This is a genomic window from Oricola indica (genome assembly GCF_965227485.1).
GTDB lineage: Bacteria > Pseudomonadota > Alphaproteobacteria > Rhizobiales > Rhizobiaceae > Oricola > Oricola indica.
The window spans coordinates 2689762-2714075 of record NZ_OZ245747.1; the positions used below are offsets into that span (position 1 = coordinate 2689762).

Consider the following 24314-nt stretch of genomic DNA (forward strand, 5'->3'; position numbering starts at 1 on the left):
TGTCGTGATGATCTGTTCTTGTTCTTGCAATGGCGCGTAGATAGGCACTTCGTGCTGAAAAAATAAGCGATGAAATTGCATAGCACCCATGCGTTTTGTGCATTGCATGAAATAGCTGTGTTTCGGGGTGCTTGGTAAAACGTCACCATGGTGATAAACATCTGAAAAACAGGACTTTTCGTGCTGTGGCGACGCTGATCGAAAGACAGATCGAGGACTGGGAAAAGCGTGGCGTGGTCGATGCCGAGACCGCGACGCGACTTCGCGACGACATTGGCGCCGGAATGGCGCGTGTGCGGGGCTCGCACGCCACCAGATCGGCGCGGCGTTTCTCATTCTTCCAGGTCGTCGCGTTCTTTGCCGCGATCTCCATCGCGGCCGCGGTGCTGATTTTTGTTGCAGCGAACTGGGAATACGTTCCGAGGCTCGTCCGGGTGTCCGGCGTGATGGCGATCGTCGCGTTCGGATATCTCGGCGGAGCGTTCGTCCGGCAGCGTTTCGGTCTGCGCCGGATGCTCGTCGAGGAAGCGTTTTACCTGGTTGGCGGCGCGGCATTCATCGGCGGCGTGGCGCTTGTCGGGCAGATGTACCACATTTCGGGAGACACACGGGATGCCGCCCTGCTTTACGCGGCGGGGCTGGGCTTGTCGGGCTTCGCGGTCCGGTCGCGCGCGCTGGTCGCGGTTGCCGCGGGCTGGATCACCTATTGGCATCTCGAAGGTCCGCAAGCGGGCAACCTGTTGTCCCTGCAATTCCTGGTCTTCGCCGTATCCATCGGGGCGGGCATCGCCTTCGCGATGTTGACAAAGGCACGTTGGCTCAGACGCGTCCTCTATCTCGCGGGACTTGTCGGACTGGTGCCATTTGCCTGGGAAGTGCTGAAATTTGTCGCCGATCTCTACGATTCGATCCCGCCTGAAATCCGCATCGCGGTCTGGGTGGCGATCTACGTGTTGTCGCTGGTCGCGATCCTCGCCGGTCGGTTCCTGCCCGAGGTGGCGAACCGAATACCGCCTCTTTCCACGAAGCGCGCGGGCGGGCAATTCGCCGTCGGGCTGCTTTCCATCGCCTTCCTGCACGGAGAACTGGACACGGATGCCGGGCTGATCGTGGTTTCGTGCCTGGCCGTCATCTTCGTTCTCGCTGCGCTTTATGCGTATGGCCGGGACAGGCGGGTCATTCGCTACATTTCCTATGTGGTCTTCGTCGGCGAGGTGTTCATCGTCTATGGGGAGACCGTCTATTCGATGCTCGGGACGTCCGGCTTCTTCCTGGCGCTCGGTCTCGTTCTCGCGGTGATCGCCTTCGTGGTTTACCGGCTGGAGCGGTTGTGGAAGGCGCGAAAGTCGAAGGAGGCGACCAATGCATAGGAAGCCCTTTCTTCTCGCGTCCGCGCTGGCATCCGTTGTCGCGTTGTGCGGCGTTCTCGGCTGGATGATTGCCGATCGCGCGGCGATCCTGCGCGACGGGCACGAAATCGTTCTCAAGACGGAACCGATCGACCCTCGCGATCTGCTGCGCGGTCGCTATGTGCGCCTCAACTACTCGATTTCGAGCATCCCGCCGCTGCTCTACAAGGACCAGGCTATCGACTATTTCGATTCCGGCACGACCATCTTCGTTCGTGTGGAGGAGGACGATGACGGTTTCTGGACCGCGAAGGAGGCTGTCGTCGGAAGTCTGCCGGACGACCGTGCGGATGGCGACGTCTGGATTCGTGGTGAAACCCGTTTCCGCATGGCGTCGACCAATACGCCGGCATTCGTCCTGTACGGCATCGAGCGGTTCTACACGCCGGAACACGTTGCGCCCGAAATCGAGGAGAGAATGCGCGACCGCGCGGTGACCGAAATCGTCGTGGCGGTCGCCGATGACGGCAGGGCGCAGATCAAGGCGCTCCGGCAGGACGGAGAAACCATCTTCACGGAACGTCTTTTTTAGGCGTTGCGGACGCTGCGGTGGCGCGAATCCGGGCATTTTTTCATTGATCGGCGCGCGAGCGGTGCTATAGACGCCCGATCAAGCGGCATGCTCGTCATGTCCACGAACACTGCGGATATGGCGGAACTGGTAGACGCACTGGATTTAGGTTCCAGCGCCGCAAGGCGTGGGGGTTCGACTCCCTCTATCCGCACCACCATCCCGTCGGGGAAGGCAACCAGGCCATGCGATCCGCGCACGCGGATGCAGGCGGCAAGAAAATGAAGGTTGAACAATGCAGGTAAGCGAAACCCTCAATGAAGGGCTGAAACGCGAAATCAAGGTCGTCATCCCGAAGGAAGACCTTCAGTCCAAGCTGGGCGAGCGCCTGGAAGACGCCAAGGGCAAGGTGCAGCTCAAGGGATTCCGGCCCGGAAAGGTGCCGGTCGGCCATCTGCGCAAGATGTACGGCAAGTCCTTCATGGCGGAGATCGTCAACGAAATCCTGAACGAGACGCCTCGCTCCCTGCTTTCCGAACGTGGTGAGAAATCCGCCACGCAGCCGGAAATCGACATGACCGAGGATGAGAAGGAAGCCGAAAAGGTCCTGACCGGCGACGCCGATTTCGAATTCTCGATGAAGTACGAAATCATCCCGCCGATCGAGGTCAAGGATTTCTCCTCCATCAAGGTCACTCGTGAAGTGGTCGACATTCCGGACGAGGAAGTCGAGGAGCAGGTCAAGCGCATCGCCCAGTCGGCGGTCGAATACACCTCCAAGAAGGGCAAGGCCGAGAACGGCGACCGCGTGACGATGGACTATGTCGGCAAGGTCGACGGCGAGGCCTTCGAGGGCGGCACCGACACGGACGCCAATCTCGTGCTCGGCTCGGGCCAGTTCATTCCGGGCTTCGAAGAGCAGCTCGTCGGCAAGAAGGCCGGCGACGAGACGCAGGTCAAGGTGACGTTCCCCGAGGATTACGGTGCGGCGCACCTGGCCGGCAAGGAAGCCACCTTCGACGTGACCATCAAGGATGTGGCGAGCGCCGGCGAGATCGTCATCGACGACGAACTGGCCACAAAGCTTGGCATCGAGAGCGCGGAACGCCTTCGCGAGGTCGTTCGCGAGCAGATCGAGAGCCAGTACGGTTCGATGACCCGCCAGAAGGTCAAGCGCCAGCTTCTCGACGCGCTGGACGAAGAGTACAAGTTCGACTCGCCGTCCAAGCTGGTCGATGCGGAGTTCAACAACATCTGGGCGCAGATCTCCAACGATCTGCAGGAAGCCGGCAAGACCTTCGAGGATGAGGACACGACCGAGGACGAGGCGCGCGAGGAATATATGCGTCTCGCCGAACGCCGCGTGCGTCTCGGTCTCGTCCTGTCCGAGATCGGCGAGCAGGCCGGCGTGACCGTCAGCGAGCAGGAACTGCAGCAGGCTGTCATGAACCAGGTCCGCCAGTATCCGGGCCAGGAACAGCAGGTCTTCGAATTCTTCAAGAAGAACCCGGACGCGGTCGCCAATCTGCGCGCGCCGATCTTCGAGGAGAAAACCGTCGATCACCTGCTCGAGCAGGTTTCCGTCACCGACAAGACCGTCAGCAAAGAAGAGCTGATGGCCGATGACGAGGAAGAGACCGCCGAGGCCAAGCCGGCGAAGAAGAAGGCGGCGCCGAAGAAAGCCGCCGCCAAGAAGGACGACGCCGCGACCGACGCGGAAAAGCCCGCCAAGAAGGCCGCGCCGAAAAAGAAAAAGGCTGAAGAAGCCAGCGAATAAGCTGAGTTTCAGCCGATCGATAAACCGCCGGAAAGCAGACGCTTCCGGCGGTTTTTTCATGCGTTTCGTGAACCGGCGCATGCCCCTTGCCGTAGAGCCCGGTGAAAGGGGTTCTCGATGGGAAAGACGCTTCGGTTCGTTCTTGGCGACCAGTTGTCCCGCGATCTCTCATGCCTGAAGGGGCTTGAGAAAGACGATATCGTCCTGATGTGCGAGGTCGCCGAGGAGGCGACCTATGTGCGTCACCACAAAAAGAAAATCGCGTTCCTCTTTTCGGCCATGCGCCATTTCGCGGAGGGATTGCGCGGCGATGGTTACGAGGTCGAATACCGCCACTTCGGCGCGGATGACGATGTCCGGTCGCTGACCGACGCGCTGCGGCAGGCGATCCGGAAGCACGATATCTCGACCGTCATCGCCACCGAGGGCGCCGAATACCGTGTCCTCGAAATGCAGCGCGCATGGGCCGGCGAATCGGGCATCGAACTGGATCTCAGGCCGGACGAGCGCTTTATCGCGACGGCGTCAGAGTTCGCCGACTGGGCCAAGGGGCGCAAGGAATTGCGCATGGAGTATTTCTATCGGGAGATGCGTCGAAAGACCGGCTACCTGATGGACGCCAATGGCGGCCCCGAAGGCGGGCAGTGGAACTACGACAAGGACAATCGCGAGCCGCTGCCGGAGGATGCGACCATTCCCGAACGTCCGCATTACGCGGTCGACGATACCACGCGGGATGTCCTGGACCTGGTGGACGGATCGTTCGGCGATCACATCGGCAGGCTCGAGCCGTTCAACTATCCCGTGACCCGCCGGCAGGCGATGCATTACCTGAACTGGTTTGTCACGGAGGCGCTTCCTGAATTCGGGCGCTATCAGGACGCGATGAAGCAGGGCGAGCCGCTGCTCTACCATTCACATCTATCGGCCCTGATCAATTGCGGGCTTCTCGACCCGCGCGAATGTTGCGAGAAGGCGATCTCCGCCTGGAATGACGGTGATGCGCCACTGAATGCGGTCGAGGGCTTTGTCCGGCAGATTATCGGGTGGCGGGAGTACATTCGGGGCATCTACTGGCTGAAGATGCCGGAGTATGGGCAGGAGAATGCCCTCGACGCGAAACGCGACCTGCCGGAGTTCTTCTGGTCCGGCGAGACGCAGATGAACTGCATGCGCCAGGCAATCACCGAGACGCTGGACAACGCCTATGCGCATCATATCCAGCGGCTGATGGTGATCGGCAATTTCGCGCTTCTCGCCGGCCTCGACCCCAAACAGGTTCAGGAATGGTATCTGGCCATCTATCACGACGCCTATGAGTGGGTGGAGATGCCGAACGTCGTCGGCATGATCCTGCATGCCGATGGCGGGTTGGTTGCTTCCAAGCCCTATGCCGCGTCAGGAGCCTATATCGACCGGATGTCGGATTATTGCGGCAAATGCCGCTACTCGGTCAAACGCAAGAACGGCGAAAAGGCGTGCCCGTTCAACTACCTTTACTGGAATTTCCTGATCGGGAACCGCCCACGTTTCCGAAACAATCATCGCATGCGGATGATCTACACATCGCTCGACAAGATGGGCGAAGACAGGATTGACGCCATCGGTGAGGATAGCCGGCGTTTCTTTCGTGCGCTCAGCCGGTGCGAGGTTTGATACGGTTTTCCGGCAGGAACTGGTCCGGCAGAAAGTCGGGTGTCTTGCCGCAAGCCTGCATCAGGACGGCCCTGGCCATCAGATGTGCGATGGCGAAGCTGATCTTGAAACCGCCGGTCGCGACAAGGAGGTCGTCATGGCCGGGCAGGGGGCCGACCAGCGGCTCCCGCCCGTCGGCGCGTGGGCGGATGCCCGCCCAGCGTTCGATGATCTCGGCGTCTTCGAGAGCGGGACAGATCTCCATGGCATGCGCGATGACAGCCTCCAGCTTTTCATCGGTCGAGGCGGGATCGTCGAACTCGTTTTCCGAGGTCGAACCGATGGCAACAAGACCGTTTTCATGCGCGATGACATAGGTGCCGTTGTCGTAAAGGATCGGCGCCGACGGATCCACGGGCCGGGCTGGGCAAAGCAGCGCCGCCTGTCCCTTCACACCCCGACCGGACAAGGAATCGATCAGGTCGAAACTCTCCCAGCCGGCCGTCAAGATGGCGCGCCCTGCCGCGAGAACAGAGCCGTCTGTCAGGGTAACCGCGCGGTTCTCGACCGAACTGACTTCGGTATTCTCCAGCATCTCGATACCAGACTGGGTAACGGCCTCATGGAGCGCCGCGATGAGCGCGCGTGGATCGACTCGGGCCGACAGGCTGTCGATATTGGCGCCGTGTTGCATCTGATCTTGCGGCAGCCAGCCCGGATCGGGTGTTTCGTCCGTCACCTGCCATCGAAATGGCGCGGGCCAGCTTTCCTGCGATGCTCGCGCCCATTGCTCGCTTAGCCGGCGTTTTTCCGCGTGGCGGATCGGCATCAGACGGCCACAGCGCCTATACCCGGCCCGCAAACCGGTCAGGCTTTCGATATCCTCGATTTCCGCTTCGAGCGAAAGCAGACCCTCGAGCTGGAATTGCTTCTTGGCGTTCCAGCCGGTCGGTTGATGCGGCATCAGCGCGCCAAGCAGGCCACCGCTGGCGCCCGCGCCGATGGTTCGTTTCTCCAGCAGGGTGACCGAAAGCCCTTGCCGCGCGGCGAGGAATGCAGTCCAAAGGCCGACGATTCCGCCGCCTATGACGGCGATGTCGCGGGAACTGGCAATCGAGACGGACGGCATGGCTGATCTGAAACGGGACGATGTGACTTGGCTCGACGGCGATATGCCGTATTCGCAGCAGTTTGGCGACCATTTCTATTCGCGCGCCGACGGCCGCGCGGAGTGCCATCATGTTTTCATGGGCGGCAACGGGTTGCCGGAGCGGTGGAATGGCGCTGCCGATTTCACCATCGGAGAGCTGGGATTCGGCACCGGGCTCAACTTTCTCGAGACATGGCGAAGCTGGAAGGAGTGCCGTGTGCCGGGGCAGGCGCTTCACTACGTTTCCTTCGAGGCGTTCCCGATGACGTCCGGACAGATCGAGCGCGCGCTTTCCCCTTGGCCCGTGCTGACCCCGCTTGCCGGGGAAATGCTCGGTCGGTGGTCCGAACTGACGGAAGCGCCGGCGACCTGGCGTCTCGACGCGCAGACGAGCCTGACGGTGGTGGTCGGCGCGGCGCTGGACGGCGTGCAGGCATGGGGCGGGATCGCCGATGCCTGGTATCTCGACGGTTTCGCACCGTCGAAGAACCCGGAGATGTGGTCTGAAGACCTCATACAGGCGGTCGGCGATCACACGCGAGCGGGCGGAACCTTCGCCAGCTATACCGCGGCCGGATGGGTGCGGCGTAATCTGCAGGCTGCCGGTTTCATCGTCGAAAAGCGGCCAGGCCATGCGGGCAAGCGCGAGATGATCCGCGGTTACAAGCCGGACTGATCTTTCCAGGCGACGACGAGCCAGCCCGGTATCGGCGCACCCTGTTCGCTGCGCACGGTGATCGGCTCGAAGCTGGTGATCCGGGAAAATCCGGATTTATCGAGGAGCGATTTCAGATAGTCCGCGCTGTGCGCGAAACGCTGGTTGGGTGTCACGCGCCAGGGTTTTCCGGCCATCGCCGCGTCATCCATGGTTTCGGCGGAGAAGGCAAAGCAGGCACCGGGGCGCGTGTTCGATGCGACACCGGCAAAGAACGGTTCGAGCGCGCCGATATAGGGCAAGACGTCCGTGGCGACGATCAGGTCGAACGGCGCGTAGTCGTCCGTCTCTTCCGTCTTGCGCGCCTTTTCCCACTCTTCAAGGAAATGCACGGCCTCGTTGACGAACAGCGCGTCATAGACGGCGCGCTCGTCGGCCATGTCGATCATCTTTTCCGACAGGTCGACGCCGGTCGCGTGATCGCATATCTCGCCCAGCATCATGCCGGACAGGCCCGTTCCGCAGCCGAGATCGAGCATGCGGGAAAAATGCAGATCGGGATCGCCGCCGAGAATATCGGCCAGTTGCATCGGTACCGCGTAGCCGAGATCGCCGGTGAGGATGTCGTCGAAGACCTCGGCGTGCTGGTCGAACAGCGTCGATACATAGGCGTCCGGGGCCTTGTCCGGCGCATCGCCAAGGCCGAGAGACGCAAGCCGTACGGACGCGCCGCATGTATCAGCCGGGTCGATTTCCAGACACTTGCGGTAAAGCTCCGCCGCTTCGTCCGGCCTGCCGGATTTTTCCAGTTCGAGCGCCTTGTTGTAGGCGTCTGCAAGCCGGTCGAACGTGCTGCCGGATACCATTTGCCGGGTTCTTTCTTAACCAAGTGACGGAAGCGCTGCTTAACCATGGCGTTTAGCCAAATGTCAAAGCCGCAACGCTATTGTGTGTCCGATTGGGGTCTCACTCGAACCTGCGGGGACGGACTATGGACAATTTCGAACATGCACGGCCGATCGCCGAACTGATCGAACGCAAGGCCGTGACGGATGCCGACGTTCTGCGCCTGCGCCGTGAAGTCTACCGCAATGGTGTCGTCAATCGCGAGGAAGCGCGCGATATCTTTGCGCTCGATCATCTCGTGACCGACAAGCCGGAGAGCTGGCGCGAATTCTTTGTCGAGGCGATTGTCGATTACGTCGTCGAGCAGGAAGCGCCGCGTGGATACATTTCCAACGCCAACGCGGAATGGCTGGTCGATTCGATCTCGCATGACGGCGTGGTCGATTACCGGACCGAATTCGAACTGCTGATCAAGGTGATCGAACGGGCGCATCATGTGCCGGCCCATCTGGCGGCCTTTGCGCTCGACCAGGTGGCAATCGCGGTCATAGAGGGCAAGGGCTCGGTCGCACGCGGCCGTACGCTGACGCCCGGTGTGATCGGCGAACACGAAGTCGAAATCCTGCGGCGCATTCTCTATGCGTCCGGCGGGCACGGCAATGTGGCGATCACCCGCGAAGAGGCCGAGGTGCTGTTCCATATCAACGACAGCACCCGCGAAGCCGACAATCATCTCTCGTGGACGGAACTCTTCACCAAGGCCGTGGCCTGCTCGCTCATGGCCGCATCCGGTTACACACCGCCCAACCGCGACGAGGCTTTGCGCCGCGAAGAGTGGCTCGGCGACACGTCGGTCAATCTCGGTCGGTTCTTCTCGAAGATGTTCGCCGGCAGCCTGGATGCCCATATCGAGGCGGTGAAGCTGGAGACCGGTTCGGAAAGCTACTGGGGCGAACGCAACGCCCGTATGGACACAGCGAGCGGCTCAAGTGAGAAGATCGACGCGCCGGAAGCCGAATGGCTCGTCGAGCGTATCGGGCGCGACGGCGTTCTGCACGAAAACGAGAAGGAACTCCTCGGGTTCCTGAAGCGGGAGTCGCCGCATATCCACCCCGCGCTGCATCCGCTGCTCGAAAAGGTTGCCTAAGCGCAGCTCGACGATGCAGGCCTAGAGTTCGCGCCGCCGCTGCAGGCGCAGCAGTTCGTCTTCGATACGGCTGAGTGTCGCGCCGGTTTCCTCGTGAAGCCGGCGGACTTTTTCGAACTGTCCGCGCAGGATGTTGATCGCGTCGTTGCGCGGATCGTCCGTCGGCGCTTCACCGACACCGTGCAGCAGCCAGGGCATGCTGACATTGAGGAGGCCGGCGATCATCGACAGCCGGTTGGCGCGGGGTTCAGAGCGGTCGCTTTCCCAGGCCTGAACGGTCGCCGTCTTGACGCCAAGGCGGCGCGCAAACTGGGCGGCGGACATGCCGCTCGCATCCCTGGCGCGCGAAAGCCGCCCGCCGAGCGTGTCGGCATCGGGTGTGGAACTGAAGATCGTTGTTTCGGTCATTTTTTTCCCGTCATGTAATTTGCGCGCCGAGCCGCTTGGCATGCCAGCGCAGGTGATCCTCCATGAATGTGGAGATGAAATTATAGGAATGGTCGTAGCCGGGCTGCATGCGAAGCGTCAGTGCAATACCCGATTTGCGGCATGCATCCTCGAAGAGCCATGGCCGCAGGCCGTCGTCAAGGAACTGGTCGGCATCGCCCTGATCGATGAGAAACTCGTCGAAGCGCTTGCCGTCCTCGACCAGCGCACAGGCGTCATAGGCCCGCCAGGCGCTCTGGTCGCCGCCGAGATAGGTGGCAAATGCGTTGCTCGCCCAGTCGGCGGTGGAGGGCGAGACAATCGGCGCGAAGGCCGAACAGGATCGGAAGCGGTCCGGATTGTTCAGGGCGATGGTCAACGCGCCGTGTCCGCCCATCGAATGGCCGAAAATCGCCTGTCGGTCCATGTCGACCGGGAACTTGCCGGCCACGAGCTTGGGAAGCTCGTCCGTGATGTAGGAATACATGCGGTAGTTCGCCGCCCAGGGTTCCTCGATCGCGTCAACATAGAACCCCGCGCCGGTACCGATCTTCCAGTCATCCTTTTCGTCCGCAATGTCCTCGCCACGCGGGCTGGTGTCGGGGCAGACGATGACGAGGCCCAGTTCGGCGGCGGCGCGGCGGTATTCGCCCTTGTCCATCACGTTCTGATGCGTGCAGGTGAGGCCGGAGAGATACCAGAGGACCGGGCAGGGCGCAGAAGCGGCCTGAGGGGGCACGAAGACCGCGAAGGTCATGTCGCAGCGCGTTTCAGACGATTCGTGGCTGTAAACGCCCTGGATGCCGCCATGGACCTTCGATTCGGAGACTGTCTTCATTTCCACTTCCTGACTTCGTTCTGTTATCCGTGCATGGCACGACGACACATGCGGTCAAGCGCCTGAAGAAAGGCCGACCGGTCCTCGCGCGTAAACGCCCGGTTGTATCCGCCATCTTCGCCGGTTTCGCGAAGATGCTGCTTGAGATCGCGCATCGCCACCGCCATGCCGATCGTTTCCGGCGTATGCTCGCGGCCGCTGTTTCCCAGGACGAGAGCACCCTTTTCGACGCAACGCGCGGCGAGCGGAATGTCCTGGGTGACGACGATGTCCCCCGGTTTCGTTTCCGCCGCGATCCAGTCGTCTGCGGCGTCGGCGGATTTCGGAACCACGACGTGTCGTATCATGGGATCGCGCGAAGGTCTAAGCCCGCCATTCGAAACGAAGGTGACAACGAGGTCGTGACGTTCACCGACACGGATGATTTCCTCTTTCACGGGACAGGCGTCGGCATCCACATAGATGACCGGTTTATCGGTATCCGACATGCTGCATTTGCTCCGGTTTCGGCGTTATCCGTGGCGGGCGCGGGCAAGCGCGGCTCCCGCGCCGAGCGCATGGAGTTTCGCCGCCGCAACATCGCGCGACAGCGGCGCCATGCCACAATTGGTGCAGGGATAGATGCGTTCCGCGTCGGCGTGTTTCAGCGCCTCGTCGATGACGCCGGCCACTGTTTCGGGGGTCTCGATTTCGGTTGACGCTACGTCGATGCAGCCAATGAGAAGATCCTTGTCCGGCAGCAGGCTGATCAGCGAAATCGGCACGCGGGAGTTGGCGCATTCGAGCGAGACCTGACGGATCGCCGAGGCGTTGATCGCCGGGAAAATCGCCTCGTATTGCCTCCATTCTGAGCCCAGCGTTTCCTTCCACTTGATATTCGCGTCGATGCCGTAGCCGTAGCAGATGTGAACGGCCGTCGTGCATTTGAGGCCGCGTGCGGCGCGTTCGAGCGCCTCGATACCCCATTCATTGACGTCGTCCATGAAGACGTTGAAGGCGGGTTCGTCGAACTGGATCGTGTCGACGCCGGCGGCTTCGAGTTCCCGGGCTTCCTCGTTGAGGATGTCGGCGAACGCCATCGCCATGTCGGCGCGTTTGCCGTAGTGGCCGTCGGCGAGCGTATCGCAGATCGTCATCGGGCCGGGAAGAGTCCATTTCAGGCCCTTTTTCGTGTGCTCCCTGCAATAGGCGGCTTCGTCGCGGTGGACCGGCCGGCTTCGTTTCAGCGGGCCGGTGACGGTGGGGACATCCACGATGTAGCGGTTGTTGCGGATACCCATTTTGGTTTTCAGGTCCCAGTCGATGCCCTCGACCGTTTCCAGAAAGCCGTGCACGAAATGGGTTCGGAACTGTTCGCCATCCGAGACGATCTCGATGCCGGCATCCTCCTGGAGCTTGATCCAGATGAGGGCCGCGTCGCGTTTCGCCTGGTCGAGATCGGGCCCTTCCAGCTTCCATTTCGGCCAGAGTTTCTCCGTCTCCGCCAGCCAGCCGGGTTTCGGCAGGCTGCCGGCGATCGTGGGCCTGAAGAGCATCAGAACTCCACGACCGCGCGGATCGACTTGCCCTCATGCATCAGATCGAAGCCCTTGTTGATCTCGTCGAGCGTGAGCTTGTGCGTGATCATCGGGTCGATTTCGATCTTGCCGTCGACATACCAATCGACGATTTTCGGAACGTCGGTGCGCCCGCGCGCGCCGCCGAACGCCGTGCCTTTCCAGGACCGGCCGGTGACCAGCTGGAACGGGCGGGTAGAGATTTCCTGGCCGGCGCCCGCGACACCGATGACGATCGATTCGCCCCAGCCGCGGTGCGAGCACTCCAGCGCCTGGCGCATGACCGTCGTGTTGCCGGTGCAGTCGAAGGTGTAGTCCGCGCCGCCGATCTGGTCGGCTCCGCGCTTGGTCAGATTGACGATCTCCGCGACAACGTCATCGACTTCCTTCGGATTGACGAAGTGAGTCATTCCGAAGCGCTCACCCCATTCCTTCTTGGAATTGTTGATATCGACGCCGATGATCATGTCCGCGCCGGCGAGCTTCAGGCCCTGAATCACGTTGAGGCCGATACCGCCGAGGCCGAAGACCGCGGCTGTCGCGCCGATCTCCACCTTCGCCGTGTTGATGACCGCGCCGATGCCTGTCGTCACACCGCAGCCGATATAGCAGATCGTGTCGAAGGGGGCGTCGGGATTGACCTTGGCGACAGCGATTTCGGGCAGGACCGTGAAATTGGAGAAGGTCGAGCAGCCCATATAATGATGGATCGGTTTGCCATCGAGCGAGAAGCGGGACGTGCCGTCGGGCATCAGGCCCTGACCCTGCGTTGCGCGAATGGCCGTGCAGAGATTCGTCTTGCGCGACAGGCAGGAAGGGCATTCGCGGCATTCCGGCGTGTAGAGCGGAATGACGTGATCGCCTTTCTTGACGGTTGAGACACCGGGACCGACATCGACCACAACGCCGGCGCCTTCGTGCCCCAGAATCGCCGGGAAAAGCCCCTCCGGGTCAGCGCCCGACAGGGTGAATTCATCGGTGTGGCAGATGCCCGTCGCCTTGATCTCCACCAGGACTTCGCCCGCTTTCGGGCCTTCGAGATCGACTTCAACGATTTCAAGTGGTTTTCCCGCCTCGAATGCGACGGCTGCGCGCGTTTTCATGGATGACCCTCACGATTGACGGTTGGACATTTTCAGGATTTGGCGGCGGTTTCAACCCGCCGGCATCGCGTCCCGGGCGCTTTCCCGCGTGTAGGTGAGTATTGTTTTTCTGCGCGGATTTCGTCGCCGCGAAGGTGATTTACACATAGGCAACCCTGTTTGGTAATTTCCCGGACGCGGAAAGGCTTCGCCAAATCGTTGCGGCTAGAGTGATGTCCGATCGCATCGGAACCCTTCATGTCACCCGTCTTCGCGCTTCTCATCGGCACGTGTTTTCTGCTCTGGCTCGTCTTGTCCGCGCCGGTCGGCACGCGCACCGTAAGCCGGCGGGTGGTCGCCAGAACGTCCATCACCCGCCTTTGGGCCGCGTTGCATCCTTTCGGCGACGACTTCGGCTGGAACGGCGCGGTGACGCGGGTCATCCGCACGGGTGAGGGGACGGGATGCATGGTCACCTCGCATATGGGCCGCGACGGCAAGCCGATCGAAAGGTGTTTCGAACTTGTCGACGAGGTGCCCGGCGAGCGTTTCACGATGCGCTACACCGACGATACCTCCCTGGCGCAGAGCTTCTGGGAGGATCACGAGATGCGCGTTTCGATCTCGGAAGGCGCGCCGGGACGCGTCGTCGCCGAGATCGCCGAGACCGACCGATATCGCGGGATCGCATTCCTTGTGTTTCGCCACTTCGCGCTGCGCCGGCTGGCGATCAAGCTGAAGCGTTGGGCGGAGACCGGGGAATTCAAGCCGGGCGGCATCTTTGAGCATCCGCTGACGCAACTGGGTATGGGCGGACTGTCGGCCATGTTGCTTTGGCCGTTTTTCGGGCTGCATGCGAACGGGCTTTTTCTCGCCGTTACGTTGACGGTGGTCGTCGCGCTGCACGAACTGGGGCACATGGCGGCTTTTCGCATGATGGGCCATACATCGGCGCGCATGATTTTCCTGCCATTGCTCGGCGGCATCGCGCTGGGCGGACGGCCTTATGATAGGCATTTCGAAATAGGCTTCTCCGCCCTGATGGGAGCCGGATTTTCAGCCTTCGGGGTGGCGATTCTCATCTGGTGGCAGATGGCGATGGGACAAAACGCGCCCGACAATTTCGCCGAGATCATCGTCATCGCCGCGCTGTTCAACCTCGGCAATCTGATGCCGGTCTGGAAATTCGATGGCGGTCAGGTGCTGCGGCAGGTGTTTCGTGGCGGCGCAAGCCAGGCGGCCGCTGCCTTTCTGATGCTGGGCATCATGGTGGCGACCGGCGTTGCGGTCGGGTTTTCGGCCCGCATCATGATGGTCTGCGGCGCGATTCTGGCCATTCTCAGCCTGATTACCACGCAGACCGGCGTGAAGCCCAAAACGGCGCTGGTGCCGATGAATTCGCGCGAGAGATACGCACTCGTCGCGGCGCTTGTCTCCGTCACCGCGATCCATGCGCTTGCGGTTGTCTGGAGCGTGAGGCTGATTTTCTACTGAGTTTCGGGCGCAGCCGCACCGAACACCTCGCGGAACGCCTCGAGCAGGGCGAGATCGAGGTCATGCATGGTGACCGGCAGCCCGAGATCGACAAGGCTGGTGACGCCGTGGTCGGTGACGCCGCAAGGCACGATCCCGCCGAAATGGGAGAGATCCGGTTCTTGGTTGATGGCGATGCCGTGAAACGAGACCCACTTGCGCAGCCGGATGCCTATGGCGGCGATCTTGTCCTCCGCGGGCTGGCCGGGCACGGATGACGGTTTCTCGGGGCGAACGACCCAGACGCCGACTCGATCCTCGCGGCGCTCGCCCTTGACGTTGAAGCTGTCGAGCGTGCGGATAATCCATTCCTCTAGTGCGGCAACAAATGCGCGCACATCTTCACGGCGGCGTTTCAGGTCGAGCATGACATAGGCCACGCGCTGACCCGGGCCGTGATAGGTGTATTCTCCGCCGCGCCCGGTCTGGAAGACGGGAAAACGGTCAGGCGCGATCAGGTCTTTCGGGTCGGCACTGGTGCCGGCCGTGTAAAGGGGAGGATGCTCAACCAGCCAGACGAGCTCATGCGCCGTTCCCTCCCGGATGGCTGCCGCACGGGCTTCCATGGTCGCAACCGCATCTTCGTAGTCGATCAGCTCGTCGGCGATTCGCCATTCGACGGGAGCAGAGTCATTCGACGGAAAAAAGAGGTTCGACGCGGCAATCGCGTCGCGGTCGCTGACTTGGATACGGAGGTCGGACATGGGCGAGATTTGGGCTTTTCGGCGCGTCGTTGCAAGCTTTTCGAACGACGCGCGGCCAGACCTCGCCAACGAAGCCCGAATACATCTGCTTTTCGAGAAGAAATGGTGCGGTCGAGAAGACTCGAACTTCCACGGGTTGCCCCACAGCGACCTCAACGCTGCGCGTCTACCAATTCCGCCACGACCGCAAGCCAAAGACGAATACCGGTAAAACCGGCTCGGCGCACTTAGCAAATAGCCTATGGCCGCACAAGCCTGCGCGATCGCTTTTTTAGCGATATCGCGTTCGTTGCACCCGGTTCCTCTTTCCGGTATCGCCTGTGCCTGACCATGGAAATATCCGGAACCACGAAACGGAAGGATTTGCCTTCCGCTCCCGAACACCTGAACTGGATCGTCGACGGTCTGAATCTCACCGCCATGGCGTGGGGACCGACGGACGGGTTTCCCGTGATTGCCTTGCATGGCTGGCTGGACAACGCCGCGAGTTTCGCAGTCCTTGCGCCGCTCCTGAGCGGATGCCGTGTCGTCGCGATCGACCTGACCGGTCATGGACACAGTGATCATCGCTCGGACGACGCGGCCTATCTGATTTGGGACGACATTCCGCAGATCCTGAAAGTCATCGAACGGCAGGGCTGGAAGGATTGCACGATCCTCGGCCATTCGCGCGGCGCTATGATCGGCACGCTTCTCGCTGCCGCGATGCCGGAGCACGTGCGGGCGCTTGTCACGCTGGACGGGTTGATGCCCGAGCCGCACGACGACGGGGAGTTCGTTCACCAGTTACGGGACGGTCTCCGGTATGCGGCGCGAATCGCGACACGGGCGCAGCGGCATTTTTCGTCGGTCGAGGATTATGTCGAACGCCGTCAGCGCTATGGCGTCAGTCGCGAGATTGCGGCGTTGCTCGCCACGCGGGCGCTGGAGGAAACCGCGGACGGATATCGTCTGCGTAACGATCAACGCCTGCAGAGCCCGTCAGCCGTCAAACTGAATGCGCAACAGATCGAAGTCGTGTTGCGGTCGCTTTCTGTGCCGGTTCTCAATGTGTGGGCAACCGAAGGGCTCGTGAAGCGCGAGTGGGTCGCCGATCTGGTCGATGCGTCGGAAGCGCTGATCGGTGATTTGACCCGCGCAACGGTCGAAGGTCATCACCATTTCCACATGGAGCGCGAGCCGGCGGCCGAGATCGCCGGCCATGTGCTCGACTTCATTGCCGGCCTGGAAACAAACCGAAACGGCGCCGGATAGCCCGGCGCCGGAGTATCGTGTTCGTGGAGGCGATTGCGATTAGCGCACCATCACGAGGACGAGATCGCCGGCGCTGTTGCGCAAGGTCAGGCGATTGCCGCTCAGCGCGATGCGCACAGCATCTTGCGCGGCCTTTGTGAAGGAGCGCTCGACGGCCGCCGCTGCGCGGTCCCGGCAGAGTATCTTCGTGGACATGAAGCTCCCGCCGTTCCAGGACGCGCCATTCTGCGAGACCGTCGCGTTCATGCGATTGCAGCCGACCATCGCGTTCAGGTTGCCGCCCGACTGGATTTCGACGCGCGAGGCCGCGAAGAGATGCGGTGCGAGGTCGTTCAGGTATCCGGTCTGGTGTGCGGCGACCTGTTTCACTTTCCATACGCCGGTGATTGCGTGCGAAACGCCGGGTCGGCGGTTGCCGGATTGACCGGAAGCGGAGGCGGGAATGATTTCGAAGCGTTCCCAGGCTTGCGGCTTCCCGACGGAAACAGCCGCCAGCAGCGAACCACGGCCGACGCCGGCACGCACCAGCTTGCCGTTTAGGGCCGATCGTATCGCGTAGGTGCCGCCAGGCAGGCGCGACAGGTAGAACGTCTCGCTTGTGCGCACATTCTGGCTTGCGCTCTCGAGGAATGCGCCGTCTCCGGCCCGGACGTAACGGCCGCCATTGACCGAGCGGAATGCGATCCGCTGCGAATCCATGTCGAGGATGTCGAAGGCTGCGGCGCGATCGGCGGAGACATTGGCCGCCAGCCGGCCATTGCTCGTGCCGACAAAGAGCCCGGAATGGGCCGATTTGAGATAAACCGTCTCCGCCGAAGACTGAGAGGGGAACGAAACAGCGGCGGCGATCATCGCGGCTGCAAGGACAATCATGCGTTTCATGCGGTATTCCTTTCCAGATGGCGTCTGTCCCCTGGACCGGGATCCGACGATTATGGTGGAGAGGTAGGCCAGATCGATCCGCGCCGGTGTGCATCCGGTCACACGGCGCTACCGGGCGTGAAATCCGCCGCGGTCATCCCCATATCGGGCGCGAAGACCGGATTTCTTGGAAGGACCGATGCGCGGAAAGGAAACACCCTGGAAGCTCGACAGGCCGTATGACCCGGATGAGCGGGCTGCCGACCTCAGGCGGCGCTTTTCGCGGTATCGGACGCGCACCGGCGCGAGCGGTGCGCCCCGGCGCCTGCGTTTCCTGCCATTGTGGTTGCTGGTCGTCGCCGCTATCGGCGCGTTGATCGTATTCGCGATCTGACGGCGGCTTTACTTGCGGATGGGCTTTGCCTATGACGCGCGCATTGTTCACCACCCGCGTTCGTTGGCGGGACTGGAAAAGGAGACCAGACCATGGCTGCGGCCGTTTCCCTTACATTTCCCGATGGATCCGTGAAAGCGTTCGATGCCGGTACGACCGGCCGGGACGTCGCGGAATCAATCTCAAAATCGCTCGCCAAGAAAGCTGTCGCGATCGCGCTTGACGGCGATTTGCGCGACCTTTCCGATCCGGTCACCGACGGCGCCATCGAAATCGTGACGCGCGACGATCCGCGTGCGCTCGAACTGATCCGCCACGATGCCGCCCATGTGATGGCCGAGGCCGTGCAGGAACTGTGGCCCGGAACGCAGGTCACGATCGGCCCCGTCATCGAGAACGGCTTCTATTACGACTTCAAGCGCGTCCACCCGGATACCCGCGAGGACTGGCCGTTCACGCCGGACGATTTGCCGGTGATCGAGAAGAAGATGCGCGAGATCATCCAGCGCAATGCCCCCTTCACGAAAGAGCTCTGGGATCGCCAGCGCACGAAGGACGTCTTTGCCGACATGGGCGAGGCCTACAAGGTGGAGCTTGTCGACGCGATTCCGGAAGACCAGGAAATCCGCATCTACAAGCAGGGCGACTGGTTCGATCTCTGCCGCGGTCCGCATATGGATGCCACCGGCCGTATCGGCACCGCCTTCAAGCTCATGAAGGTCGCGGGCGCCTATTGGCGTGGCGACTCCACCAAGCCGATGCTGACGCGCATCTACGGCACCGCATGGGCCAACCAGAGCGAGCTCGACGCTTACCTGCACATGCTGGAGGAAGCGGAGAAACGCGACCATCGCCGGCTCGGACGGGAAATGGACCTGTTCCACTTCCAGGAAGAGGGACCTGGCGTCGTGTTCTGGCACGCCAAGGGCTGGCGCATGTTCCAGAATCTGCTCTCCTATATGCGCCGCCAGATCGCGGACGATTATGACGAGGTGAATGCGCCGCAGGTGCTCGACAACGCTTTGTGGCAAACGTCCGGGCACTGGGGCTGGTACCGCGAGAACATGTTCGCGGTGACCTGCGCCGACGAGGAGGCGGAGGACAGCCGCGTCTTCGCGCTCAAGCCGATGAACTGCCCCGGCCATGTGCAACTGTTCAAGCACGGGCTGAAATCCTACCGCGAACTGCCGATTAGGCTCGCCGAATTCGGCGCCGTGCACCGCTATGAACCGTCGGGCGCGCTGCATGGGTTGATGCGCGTTCGCGGCTTCACGCAGGATGACGCGCATGTCTTCTGCACCGCGGAGCAGCTCGAGGCGGAGATCCTGAAGATCAACGATCTCATGATGTCGGTCTACAAGGATTTCGGTTTCGACGAGGTTCTGGTCAAGCTTGCCACACGCCCGGAAAAGCGCGTCGGCAGCGATGAGTCCTGGGATCATGCGGAAGGCATCCTCAAGAACTCGCTGGAACGCATGGCGCGGGAAGACAACCGGATCAAGACCGGTATCAACGAGGGCGAGGGCACGTTCTACGGGCCGAAGTTCGAGTACACGCTCAAGGATGCGATCGGACGCGAGTGGCAATGCGGCACGACGCAGGTCGATTTCAACCTGCCGGAACGCTTCGGTGCGTTCTACATCGACAAGGATTCCGAGAAAAAACAGCCGGTGATGATTCACCGCGCCATCGTGGGGTCGCTGGAACGGTTCCTCGGTATCCTGATCGAAAGCCACGCGGGACATTTCCCGCTGTGGTTCGCGCCGGTTCAGGTTGTCATCGCGACGATCACCCAGGACGCCGATGGCTACGCTCTCGAAGTAGCCAAGCGGCTGAAGGATGCGGGCCTGCATGTCGAAACCGATCTGCGCAACGAGAAGATCAATTACAAGGTGCGCGAACATTCGGTCGCTAAGGTTCCGGTCATCCTGGTTTGCGGCCGCCGCGAGGCGGAGGAGGGGACGGTCAATGTTCGCCGTCTCGGTTCGCGGGACCAGGAATCGAAAACGGTCGACGAGATCCTGGTGTCGCTGACGGACGAGGCGACCCCGCCCGACATCCGGCGCAAGCGCGGTATGTGACAGATCGATGAATTCCGGCGGCCATGGCCGCCGGTTTTTCCTGTGTAACTCGACTTCAACCAGACGTGACGTTAAGATCGGTCGAGGGTGGAGAAGACTCGCGGATGATGATCAGAACCGTCCGTTTTTCGGAATTGTCTTACGCACGTCCGGATGATCCGCCTTTCAAGCGGTGGATGATACGTACGATCGAGAACCTGTCCGGTCGCGAACGTCTCGCAGACCTCTACGACTATTGGCGCCATGAGATTTTCGGGAAGAGCGACAGCGTCTTCACCGAGATGCTGAATCTGATCGAGGTCCGGCTGCAGGCGGACGGGCAATGGCCGCCGGCCGATCTGCCCGACACTCCGCTCGTGATGGTCGCCAATCATCCCTACGGGATCGGCGACGGTATCGCGTTCCTTTCCCTGGCCGAAAAACTGGGCCGGCCGTTTCGCGTCATCATCAACAATGACCTGCTGAAAGTGCCGGAAATCCGGCCCTATTCGCTGCCGATCTCCTTCGAGGAGACAAAGGAGGCAGTCGCGCTCAATCTCCAGACGCGCAAGGAAGCGGTACGGCTGCTCAAGGAGGGCGTGACAATCATCATCTTCCCCGCGGGCGGTGTCGCAACAGCGCGCAAGGGGCTTGGCCGGGCCGAGGATCTGCCCTGGAAGATGTTTACCGCACGGCTGATCCAGTCGGCGCACGCATCGGTGATCCCGGTCTATTTCGACGGTCAGAACGGCCGGCTCTTCCACCTCGTCAGCCAGTTCTCGCTGACGCTGCGCACTTCGCTTCTGATCCGGGAGTTCCAGCGGCTCTATGGCAAGCAGATCAGGGCGTGGATCGGCACGACCATGACATGGGACCAACTGTCCCGGATCGAGGATCGGAAACTATTGCTCGATCGCGTCCACGATACCGTGTTCTCGCTCGACCCGTCGCCTCGGCGACGCCGCGTGCCGACCACCGTGACGAACCGCTACTGATTGATCTGTTCTGCGGTCTCGGTATCGACCTTGATCACGATATCGCGGCCCGGCTGGATGGTAAGGTCGCGCTGGTAGACGCGGTTCTTGTTCTTCGCGATGACCGTGTAATCGCCGGCAGCGAGGATCATCGTCGGGAAGGCGCCGACGTTCTCCGCGATGATATCGCCGGAAGCGCCAAGGACGGACCAGGCGGTATCGGCGAGCGGGAAGCCGTTCTTGCCGCGTACGAGGTTGAGCGTGACCTGTGCCGCGCGGTGTTCGACCTGCGCGGTGGTCGTCTTGCCGGCCTCGACCTGGATGTCGGCACGGATGGTGGCGTTCACCGCCCCGTAGTTGGAAACGACGTGATAGGTGCCCGCATTCAGCCTGACGGTGCGCCCCGGCCTGACATTGGGCAGGATCAGGCGGCGTTCGCCTTCCTCTGCGTCGCCCGCCTCATAGATGTTGAAGCGCAGTTTCTGGTCGCGCATCGGAATGCCGTCTGGAAGGACGCCTTCGAGTTTCAGGCCTCCGGCGTTGAGCACCATCGTCTCATGCCGTGCCTCGTCGCCGAGCGCGATCCGCGTGGTGGCGCCGGCGCGACCGAACGCTGCGTGAACCAGATAGCTGCCGGGAGGGAGCTGCAGCCGAGTCGAACCGCCTTTCGCCGATGCCAGAAGCGGTAGCTGGCCGTCGATGTCCGGTTCGGAGCCGAAAATTCGCCATACGAGGCCGGTCTTGATCGCTTCGGACTCTTCGGTCAGCAGGGCATCGAGGAAGAGATCGACCGCAGGGCCTTCGCCTGAAATCCCGGTTTGCAGGGTTGCCGGCGCGTAGTTGATGACGCCCGGCAAATCGAGATCGCCGAGGAACGGCGTATCCTGCGCCTGTGCGCCCGTCGCGAAAACAGCCACGATGGCGAATGTCAGGCTTCTTGTTCGATCAATTACGGAGCGCATCTGTGAACTGTGTGTTTCTTTCCCGGCGATGAACCCCAAGACGCTGGCAATTACAAGTCTCGCACGTCATATCCGATTTCGACAACACTGTAGAATTCGAGCATTTTCATGACCATGAACAATCCCGTAGTCGAATACCTGAAAACGCGCAGGTCCGTGCCGCTGACGATGATGTCCGGGCCGGGACCGGACAGGGACGTCTTGCGCTCTCTCCTCGAGATCGCCGCCCGATCGCCCGATCACGGGCGGCTCGAGCCCTGGCGGTTCATCGTTTACGGCGAGGACGCCGGACGGGAAATCGGAGAGAAGCTCGCGGCGAGGGCCGTCGAACGGAACGGCCCGATGGCGGAAGAGCAGATGCAGCGCGAGCGCAACCGGCTGCTGCGCGCGCCGGTTGCCATCGGTGTCGTCTTCGTCCCGCGCGAACATGAAACCATCCCTGAATGGGAGCAGTTCCTGGCCGCCGGCGCTGTCGCCATGAATCTCGTCCATGCGGTTCATGCGCACGGCTTCCGCGCGAACTGGGTCACCGGATGGTACAGCGACGACGAAAGGGGCCGTGCCATCCTCGGTCTCGCGCCGCATGAGCGCATGGCCGGCGTTGTCCATATCGGTTCCTGCGACCGCGAAGTGCCGGATCGCCCGCGGCCGGATATCGATGCGATGATCTCTGACTATGCGGGCGAGCACGGGGGCTGAGCGGCGTGTTTTACGAACCGGCGAACGGGCACGGGCTGCCCCACAATCCGTTCAAGGCCATCGTCGCGCCGCGTCCGATCGGCTGGATTTCGACGCGGTCCGCCGAGGGTATCGCCAACCTCGCTCCCTATTCGTTTTTCAACGCCGTTTCCGACACGCCGCCGATCGTCATGTTCTCATCGAGCGGGCGAAAGGACAGCTTGCACAATGCCGAGGAAACGGGAGAGTTCGTCTGCAATCATGTGAGCGAGGCGCAATTCAAGGCGATGAGCCAGACCTCCTACGCTTACGAATCGGGCGTTTCCGAGTTCGCCGCCTCCGGGCTCGAAGAGGCGGATTGCCGGGTTGTTCGGGCGCCGCGCGTGGCCGGTGCGCCGGCGGCGCTGGAATGTGTCGTCACCGAGATCATTCGGCCGCGTGATCGCGAAGGGCGGCATTGCGACAATTGGGTTGTCTTCGGTGAGGTCGTGGGCGTGCATATCGACGACGCGATGCTGACGGATGAGGGCCGTTTCGACTTCGAGAAGGCAAAGCCGGTCACGCGGCTCGGCTATCTCGACTACGGCATGACGCCGCCGGTGGTCACGCTCGCGCGCCCGAAATAGGGCCGGGGCTGTTTGTCCTAACAAACATGGTGAACGGAACGTAAACCATTTCCCAATAGCGTGAGTCCCCGAAAGCCGAGTCGGGAGCAACGCGTTATGATCGTTCAGCATTTCCTGAAATGGAGCCAGTCCGCGGATGTCTCCAAGCGTGCAGCGGCGGCGTCCGCGCTCGCCCGGGCCTACCTGCTGTCCGACATGAGTTTCGAGGAACGCTGCGGCGCGGATGCGGCGATGACGCTGCTGCTCGACGATCCTTCGCCGAAAGTCCGCTACGCATTGGCCGAAGCCGTCGCGTGGAGTTGTCACGCTCCGCCGCAGATCGTCGCCGCGCTGGCGGGCGACCAGTACGAGATCGCCAGTCTCGTCATCGCGCGGTCGCCGTTGTTGCGCGAGAGCGACCTTGTCACACGGGTGGCCATCGCCGAACCGCGGCTGCAGACCCTGATCGCCAGTCGGCCGGAAGTTCCGAACGCGCTGGCGCATGCTGTCGTCGAACACGGGCATCCCGGCGCCATTTTGGCGCTGCTCGACAATCCGAATGCGGCGGTTGACGATGCCGTGCGCGAGCGAATCGTCGAAACGCATCTGGCCAACGCGGATGTGCGCGGTGCCTTGCTGAATGACCCGAAACTGTCGCCTGTCCATCGCTACAAGGTGCTTGAAGCGTCGCGTCAGGCGATTGCATCCTCCACTTTCGTGACGCGCATTCTGGGTGAGGCGAGCGCGAAGCGCGTCAGCGGCGACGCGGCTGCCAACGCGCTGGTTCTTCTGGCGTCGGGCCGGATCGATGATGGCGTGCATGACCTGATCGGAGAACTGCGCGAAACCGGCGCCCTGAACACGCGGCTTCTGATCCGCGAGGTCTGCGCCGGCAAGATCGATTTCGTTGCGCGCGTCCTGTCCGACCTTTCAGGGCAGACCTATGCGCGGGTTACGGCCATTCTGGTCGGAGAGCGGGAAACCCAGCTTCGCGCTCTCCTCGATGCGGCGGGCCTGGCGCGCAGCGTGCACGCGCTTTTCTCCACCGCAATCCGGATCTGGCGCGATGTCGCCAATGGACGCCTGTCTATCGGCGCCCAGGAAGTCACCCGTATCGTGATGGAGGATTTCGAGGCTGAAAACGACGCCCGGCCGCATCACGACAATGACGACATTCTCGCACTTTTGCGGACGATCTATCTCGACATGATCCGCCAGAACGCCCGGCGTCACGCGGCTGATCTCGCCGCTGCCTAG

General features: G+C 61.9%; 24 protein-coding genes and 2 tRNA genes. 15 read left to right on the forward strand and 11 right to left on the reverse strand.

Features of this window, described 5'->3' with window-relative positions:
- Positions 1-185: 185 nt before the first annotated feature.
- The 5 genes from ACQK2M_RS13470 to ACQK2M_RS13490 all read left to right on the forward strand — a co-directional run bounded on the left by ACQK2M_RS13470 (position 186) and on the right by ACQK2M_RS13490 (position 5353).
- Positions 186-1370: a DUF2157 domain-containing protein gene (locus tag ACQK2M_RS13470; protein WP_425418240.1), complete on the forward strand. Its 1185-nt coding sequence runs from the start codon at positions 186-188 to the stop codon at positions 1368-1370.
- Positions 1363-1941, forward strand: a complete 579-nt coding sequence (locus ACQK2M_RS13475) for a GDYXXLXY domain-containing protein (RefSeq protein ID WP_425418241.1) — start codon at positions 1363-1365, stop codon at positions 1939-1941. The genes ACQK2M_RS13470 and ACQK2M_RS13475 overlap by 8 nt, the downstream gene beginning before the upstream one ends.
- 111 nt (positions 1942-2052) lie before the next feature.
- A tRNA-Leu gene (locus ACQK2M_RS13480) sits at positions 2053-2137 on the forward strand.
- Between the two features lie 78 nt (positions 2138-2215).
- A complete protein-coding gene (gene tig / locus ACQK2M_RS13485) occupies positions 2216-3697 on the forward strand; it encodes a trigger factor (RefSeq protein ID WP_425418242.1) in 1482 nt (493 codons plus the stop codon).
- A 117-nt stretch (positions 3698-3814) separates the two neighbouring features.
- Positions 3815-5353: a cryptochrome/photolyase family protein gene (locus ACQK2M_RS13490; protein ID WP_425418243.1), complete on the forward strand. Its 1539-nt coding sequence runs from the start codon at positions 3815-3817 to the stop codon at positions 5351-5353.
- Here the strand turns inward: ACQK2M_RS13490 and ACQK2M_RS13495 are convergent.
- Positions 5334-6461 (reverse strand): NAD(P)/FAD-dependent oxidoreductase, encoded by a 1128-nt coding sequence (locus ACQK2M_RS13495; protein WP_425418244.1) that lies wholly within the window; start codon positions 6459-6461, stop codon positions 5334-5336. The genes ACQK2M_RS13490 and ACQK2M_RS13495 overlap by 20 nt on opposite strands.
- On the opposite strand from ACQK2M_RS13495, the gene mnmD reads away from it, so the two are divergent.
- A complete protein-coding gene (gene mnmD, locus ACQK2M_RS13500) occupies positions 6460-7158 on the forward strand; it encodes a tRNA (5-methylaminomethyl-2-thiouridine)(34)-methyltransferase MnmD (protein WP_425418245.1) in 699 nt (232 codons plus the stop codon). The genes ACQK2M_RS13495 and mnmD overlap by 2 nt on opposite strands.
- Here mnmD and ACQK2M_RS13505 read toward each other — a convergent pair.
- Complete coding sequence (locus tag ACQK2M_RS13505) at positions 7143-8003, reverse strand: methyltransferase domain-containing protein (RefSeq protein WP_425418246.1); 861 nt, start codon at positions 8001-8003, stop codon at positions 7143-7145. The two genes, mnmD and ACQK2M_RS13505, sit on opposite strands and share 16 nt — an antisense overlap.
- 125 nt (positions 8004-8128) lie before the next feature.
- On the opposite strand from ACQK2M_RS13505, the gene ACQK2M_RS13510 reads away from it, so the two are divergent.
- Entirely contained in the window at positions 8129-9130 is a 1002-nt protein-coding gene (locus tag ACQK2M_RS13510) for a hypothetical protein (protein WP_425418247.1), read from the forward strand.
- Positions 9131-9151: 21 nt separating this feature from the next.
- On the opposite strand, the gene ACQK2M_RS13515 is transcribed toward ACQK2M_RS13510, so the two are convergent.
- From ACQK2M_RS13515 to ACQK2M_RS13535, 5 genes are read right to left on the reverse strand one after another with little or no spacing between them, the layout of a single operon-like run.
- Positions 9152-9538, reverse strand: a complete 387-nt coding sequence (locus ACQK2M_RS13515; protein WP_223477991.1) for a helix-turn-helix domain-containing protein — start codon at positions 9536-9538, stop codon at positions 9152-9154.
- A gap of 10 nt (positions 9539-9548) precedes the next feature.
- On the reverse strand, positions 9549-10394 hold the full coding sequence (fghA, locus tag ACQK2M_RS13520) for an S-formylglutathione hydrolase (protein ID WP_425418248.1): 846 nt from the start codon (positions 10392-10394) through the stop codon (positions 9549-9551).
- Positions 10395-10417: 23 nt separating this feature from the next.
- Positions 10418-10882 carry a YaiI/YqxD family protein gene (locus ACQK2M_RS13525; protein WP_425418249.1) on the reverse strand — a complete coding sequence of 155 codons (465 nt, stop codon included), beginning with the start codon at positions 10880-10882 and terminating at the stop codon, positions 10418-10420.
- 24 nt (positions 10883-10906) lie between these two features.
- Positions 10907-11929 (reverse strand): methionine synthase, encoded by a 1023-nt coding sequence (locus ACQK2M_RS13530; RefSeq protein WP_425418250.1) that lies wholly within the window; start codon positions 11927-11929, stop codon positions 10907-10909.
- Positions 11929-13053, reverse strand: a complete 1125-nt coding sequence (locus ACQK2M_RS13535; RefSeq protein WP_223477987.1) for an S-(hydroxymethyl)glutathione dehydrogenase/class III alcohol dehydrogenase — start codon at positions 13051-13053, stop codon at positions 11929-11931. Before ACQK2M_RS13535 ends, ACQK2M_RS13530 begins: the two co-directional genes overlap by 1 nt.
- 237 nt (positions 13054-13290) lie before the next feature.
- Here ACQK2M_RS13535 and ACQK2M_RS13540 point away from each other — a divergent pair, with 237 nt between their 5' ends.
- Positions 13291-14526: a site-2 protease family protein gene (locus ACQK2M_RS13540; RefSeq protein WP_425418251.1), complete on the forward strand. Its 1236-nt coding sequence runs from the start codon at positions 13291-13293 to the stop codon at positions 14524-14526.
- Here ACQK2M_RS13540 and lipB read toward each other — a convergent pair.
- Positions 14520-15269: a lipoyl(octanoyl) transferase LipB gene (gene lipB / locus ACQK2M_RS13545; protein ID WP_425418252.1), complete on the reverse strand. Its 750-nt coding sequence runs from the start codon at positions 15267-15269 to the stop codon at positions 14520-14522. The two genes, ACQK2M_RS13540 and lipB, sit on opposite strands and share 7 nt — an antisense overlap.
- A 103-nt stretch (positions 15270-15372) precedes the next feature.
- A tRNA-Leu gene (locus ACQK2M_RS13550) sits at positions 15373-15457 on the reverse strand.
- A gap of 142 nt (positions 15458-15599) precedes the next feature.
- On the opposite strand from ACQK2M_RS13550, the gene ACQK2M_RS13555 reads away from it, so the two are divergent.
- Positions 15600-16523: an alpha/beta fold hydrolase gene (locus tag ACQK2M_RS13555; protein ID WP_425418253.1), complete on the forward strand. Its 924-nt coding sequence runs from the start codon at positions 15600-15602 to the stop codon at positions 16521-16523.
- A 39-nt stretch (positions 16524-16562) separates the two neighbouring features.
- Here the strand turns inward: ACQK2M_RS13555 and ACQK2M_RS13560 are convergent, their stop codons facing one another.
- The gene (locus ACQK2M_RS13560) at positions 16563-17405 is read right to left on the reverse strand and encodes an META domain-containing protein (RefSeq protein WP_425418254.1); all 843 of its coding nucleotides are present in this window, start codon (positions 17403-17405) and stop codon (positions 16563-16565) included.
- A gap of 178 nt (positions 17406-17583) precedes the next feature.
- Here ACQK2M_RS13560 and ACQK2M_RS13565 point away from each other — a divergent pair, with 178 nt between their 5' ends.
- The 3 genes from ACQK2M_RS13565 to ACQK2M_RS13575 all read left to right on the forward strand — a co-directional run bounded on the left by ACQK2M_RS13565 (position 17584) and on the right by ACQK2M_RS13575 (position 20833).
- On the forward strand, positions 17584-17778 hold the full coding sequence (locus ACQK2M_RS13565; RefSeq protein ID WP_425418255.1) for a hypothetical protein: 195 nt from the start codon (positions 17584-17586) through the stop codon (positions 17776-17778).
- Between the two features lie 92 nt (positions 17779-17870).
- Positions 17871-19859: a threonine--tRNA ligase gene (gene thrS, locus ACQK2M_RS13570; protein ID WP_425418256.1), complete on the forward strand. Its 1989-nt coding sequence runs from the start codon at positions 17871-17873 to the stop codon at positions 19857-19859.
- Positions 19860-19963: 104 nt separating this feature from the next.
- Positions 19964-20833 (forward strand): lysophospholipid acyltransferase family protein, encoded by an 870-nt coding sequence (locus ACQK2M_RS13575; protein WP_425418257.1) that lies wholly within the window; start codon positions 19964-19966, stop codon positions 20831-20833.
- Here the strand turns inward: ACQK2M_RS13575 and ACQK2M_RS13580 are convergent.
- On the reverse strand, positions 20827-21774 hold the full coding sequence (locus tag ACQK2M_RS13580) for a hypothetical protein (RefSeq protein ID WP_223477979.1): 948 nt from the start codon (positions 21772-21774) through the stop codon (positions 20827-20829). The two genes, ACQK2M_RS13575 and ACQK2M_RS13580, sit on opposite strands and share 7 nt — an antisense overlap.
- A gap of 114 nt (positions 21775-21888) precedes the next feature.
- On the opposite strand from ACQK2M_RS13580, the gene ACQK2M_RS13585 reads away from it, so the two are divergent.
- The 3 genes from ACQK2M_RS13585 (at position 21889) to ACQK2M_RS13595 (ending at position 24314) form a co-directional block, all read left to right on the forward strand.
- Positions 21889-22473 (forward strand): nitroreductase family protein, encoded by a 585-nt coding sequence (locus tag ACQK2M_RS13585; RefSeq protein WP_425420043.1) that lies wholly within the window; start codon positions 21889-21891, stop codon positions 22471-22473.
- Positions 22474-22478: 5 nt separating this feature from the next.
- Positions 22479-23078 (forward strand): flavin reductase family protein, encoded by a 600-nt coding sequence (locus tag ACQK2M_RS13590; protein ID WP_425418258.1) that lies wholly within the window; start codon positions 22479-22481, stop codon positions 23076-23078.
- Positions 23079-23174: 96 nt separating this feature from the next.
- Entirely contained in the window at positions 23175-24314 is a 1140-nt protein-coding gene (locus tag ACQK2M_RS13595; RefSeq protein WP_425418259.1) for a DUF2336 domain-containing protein, read from the forward strand.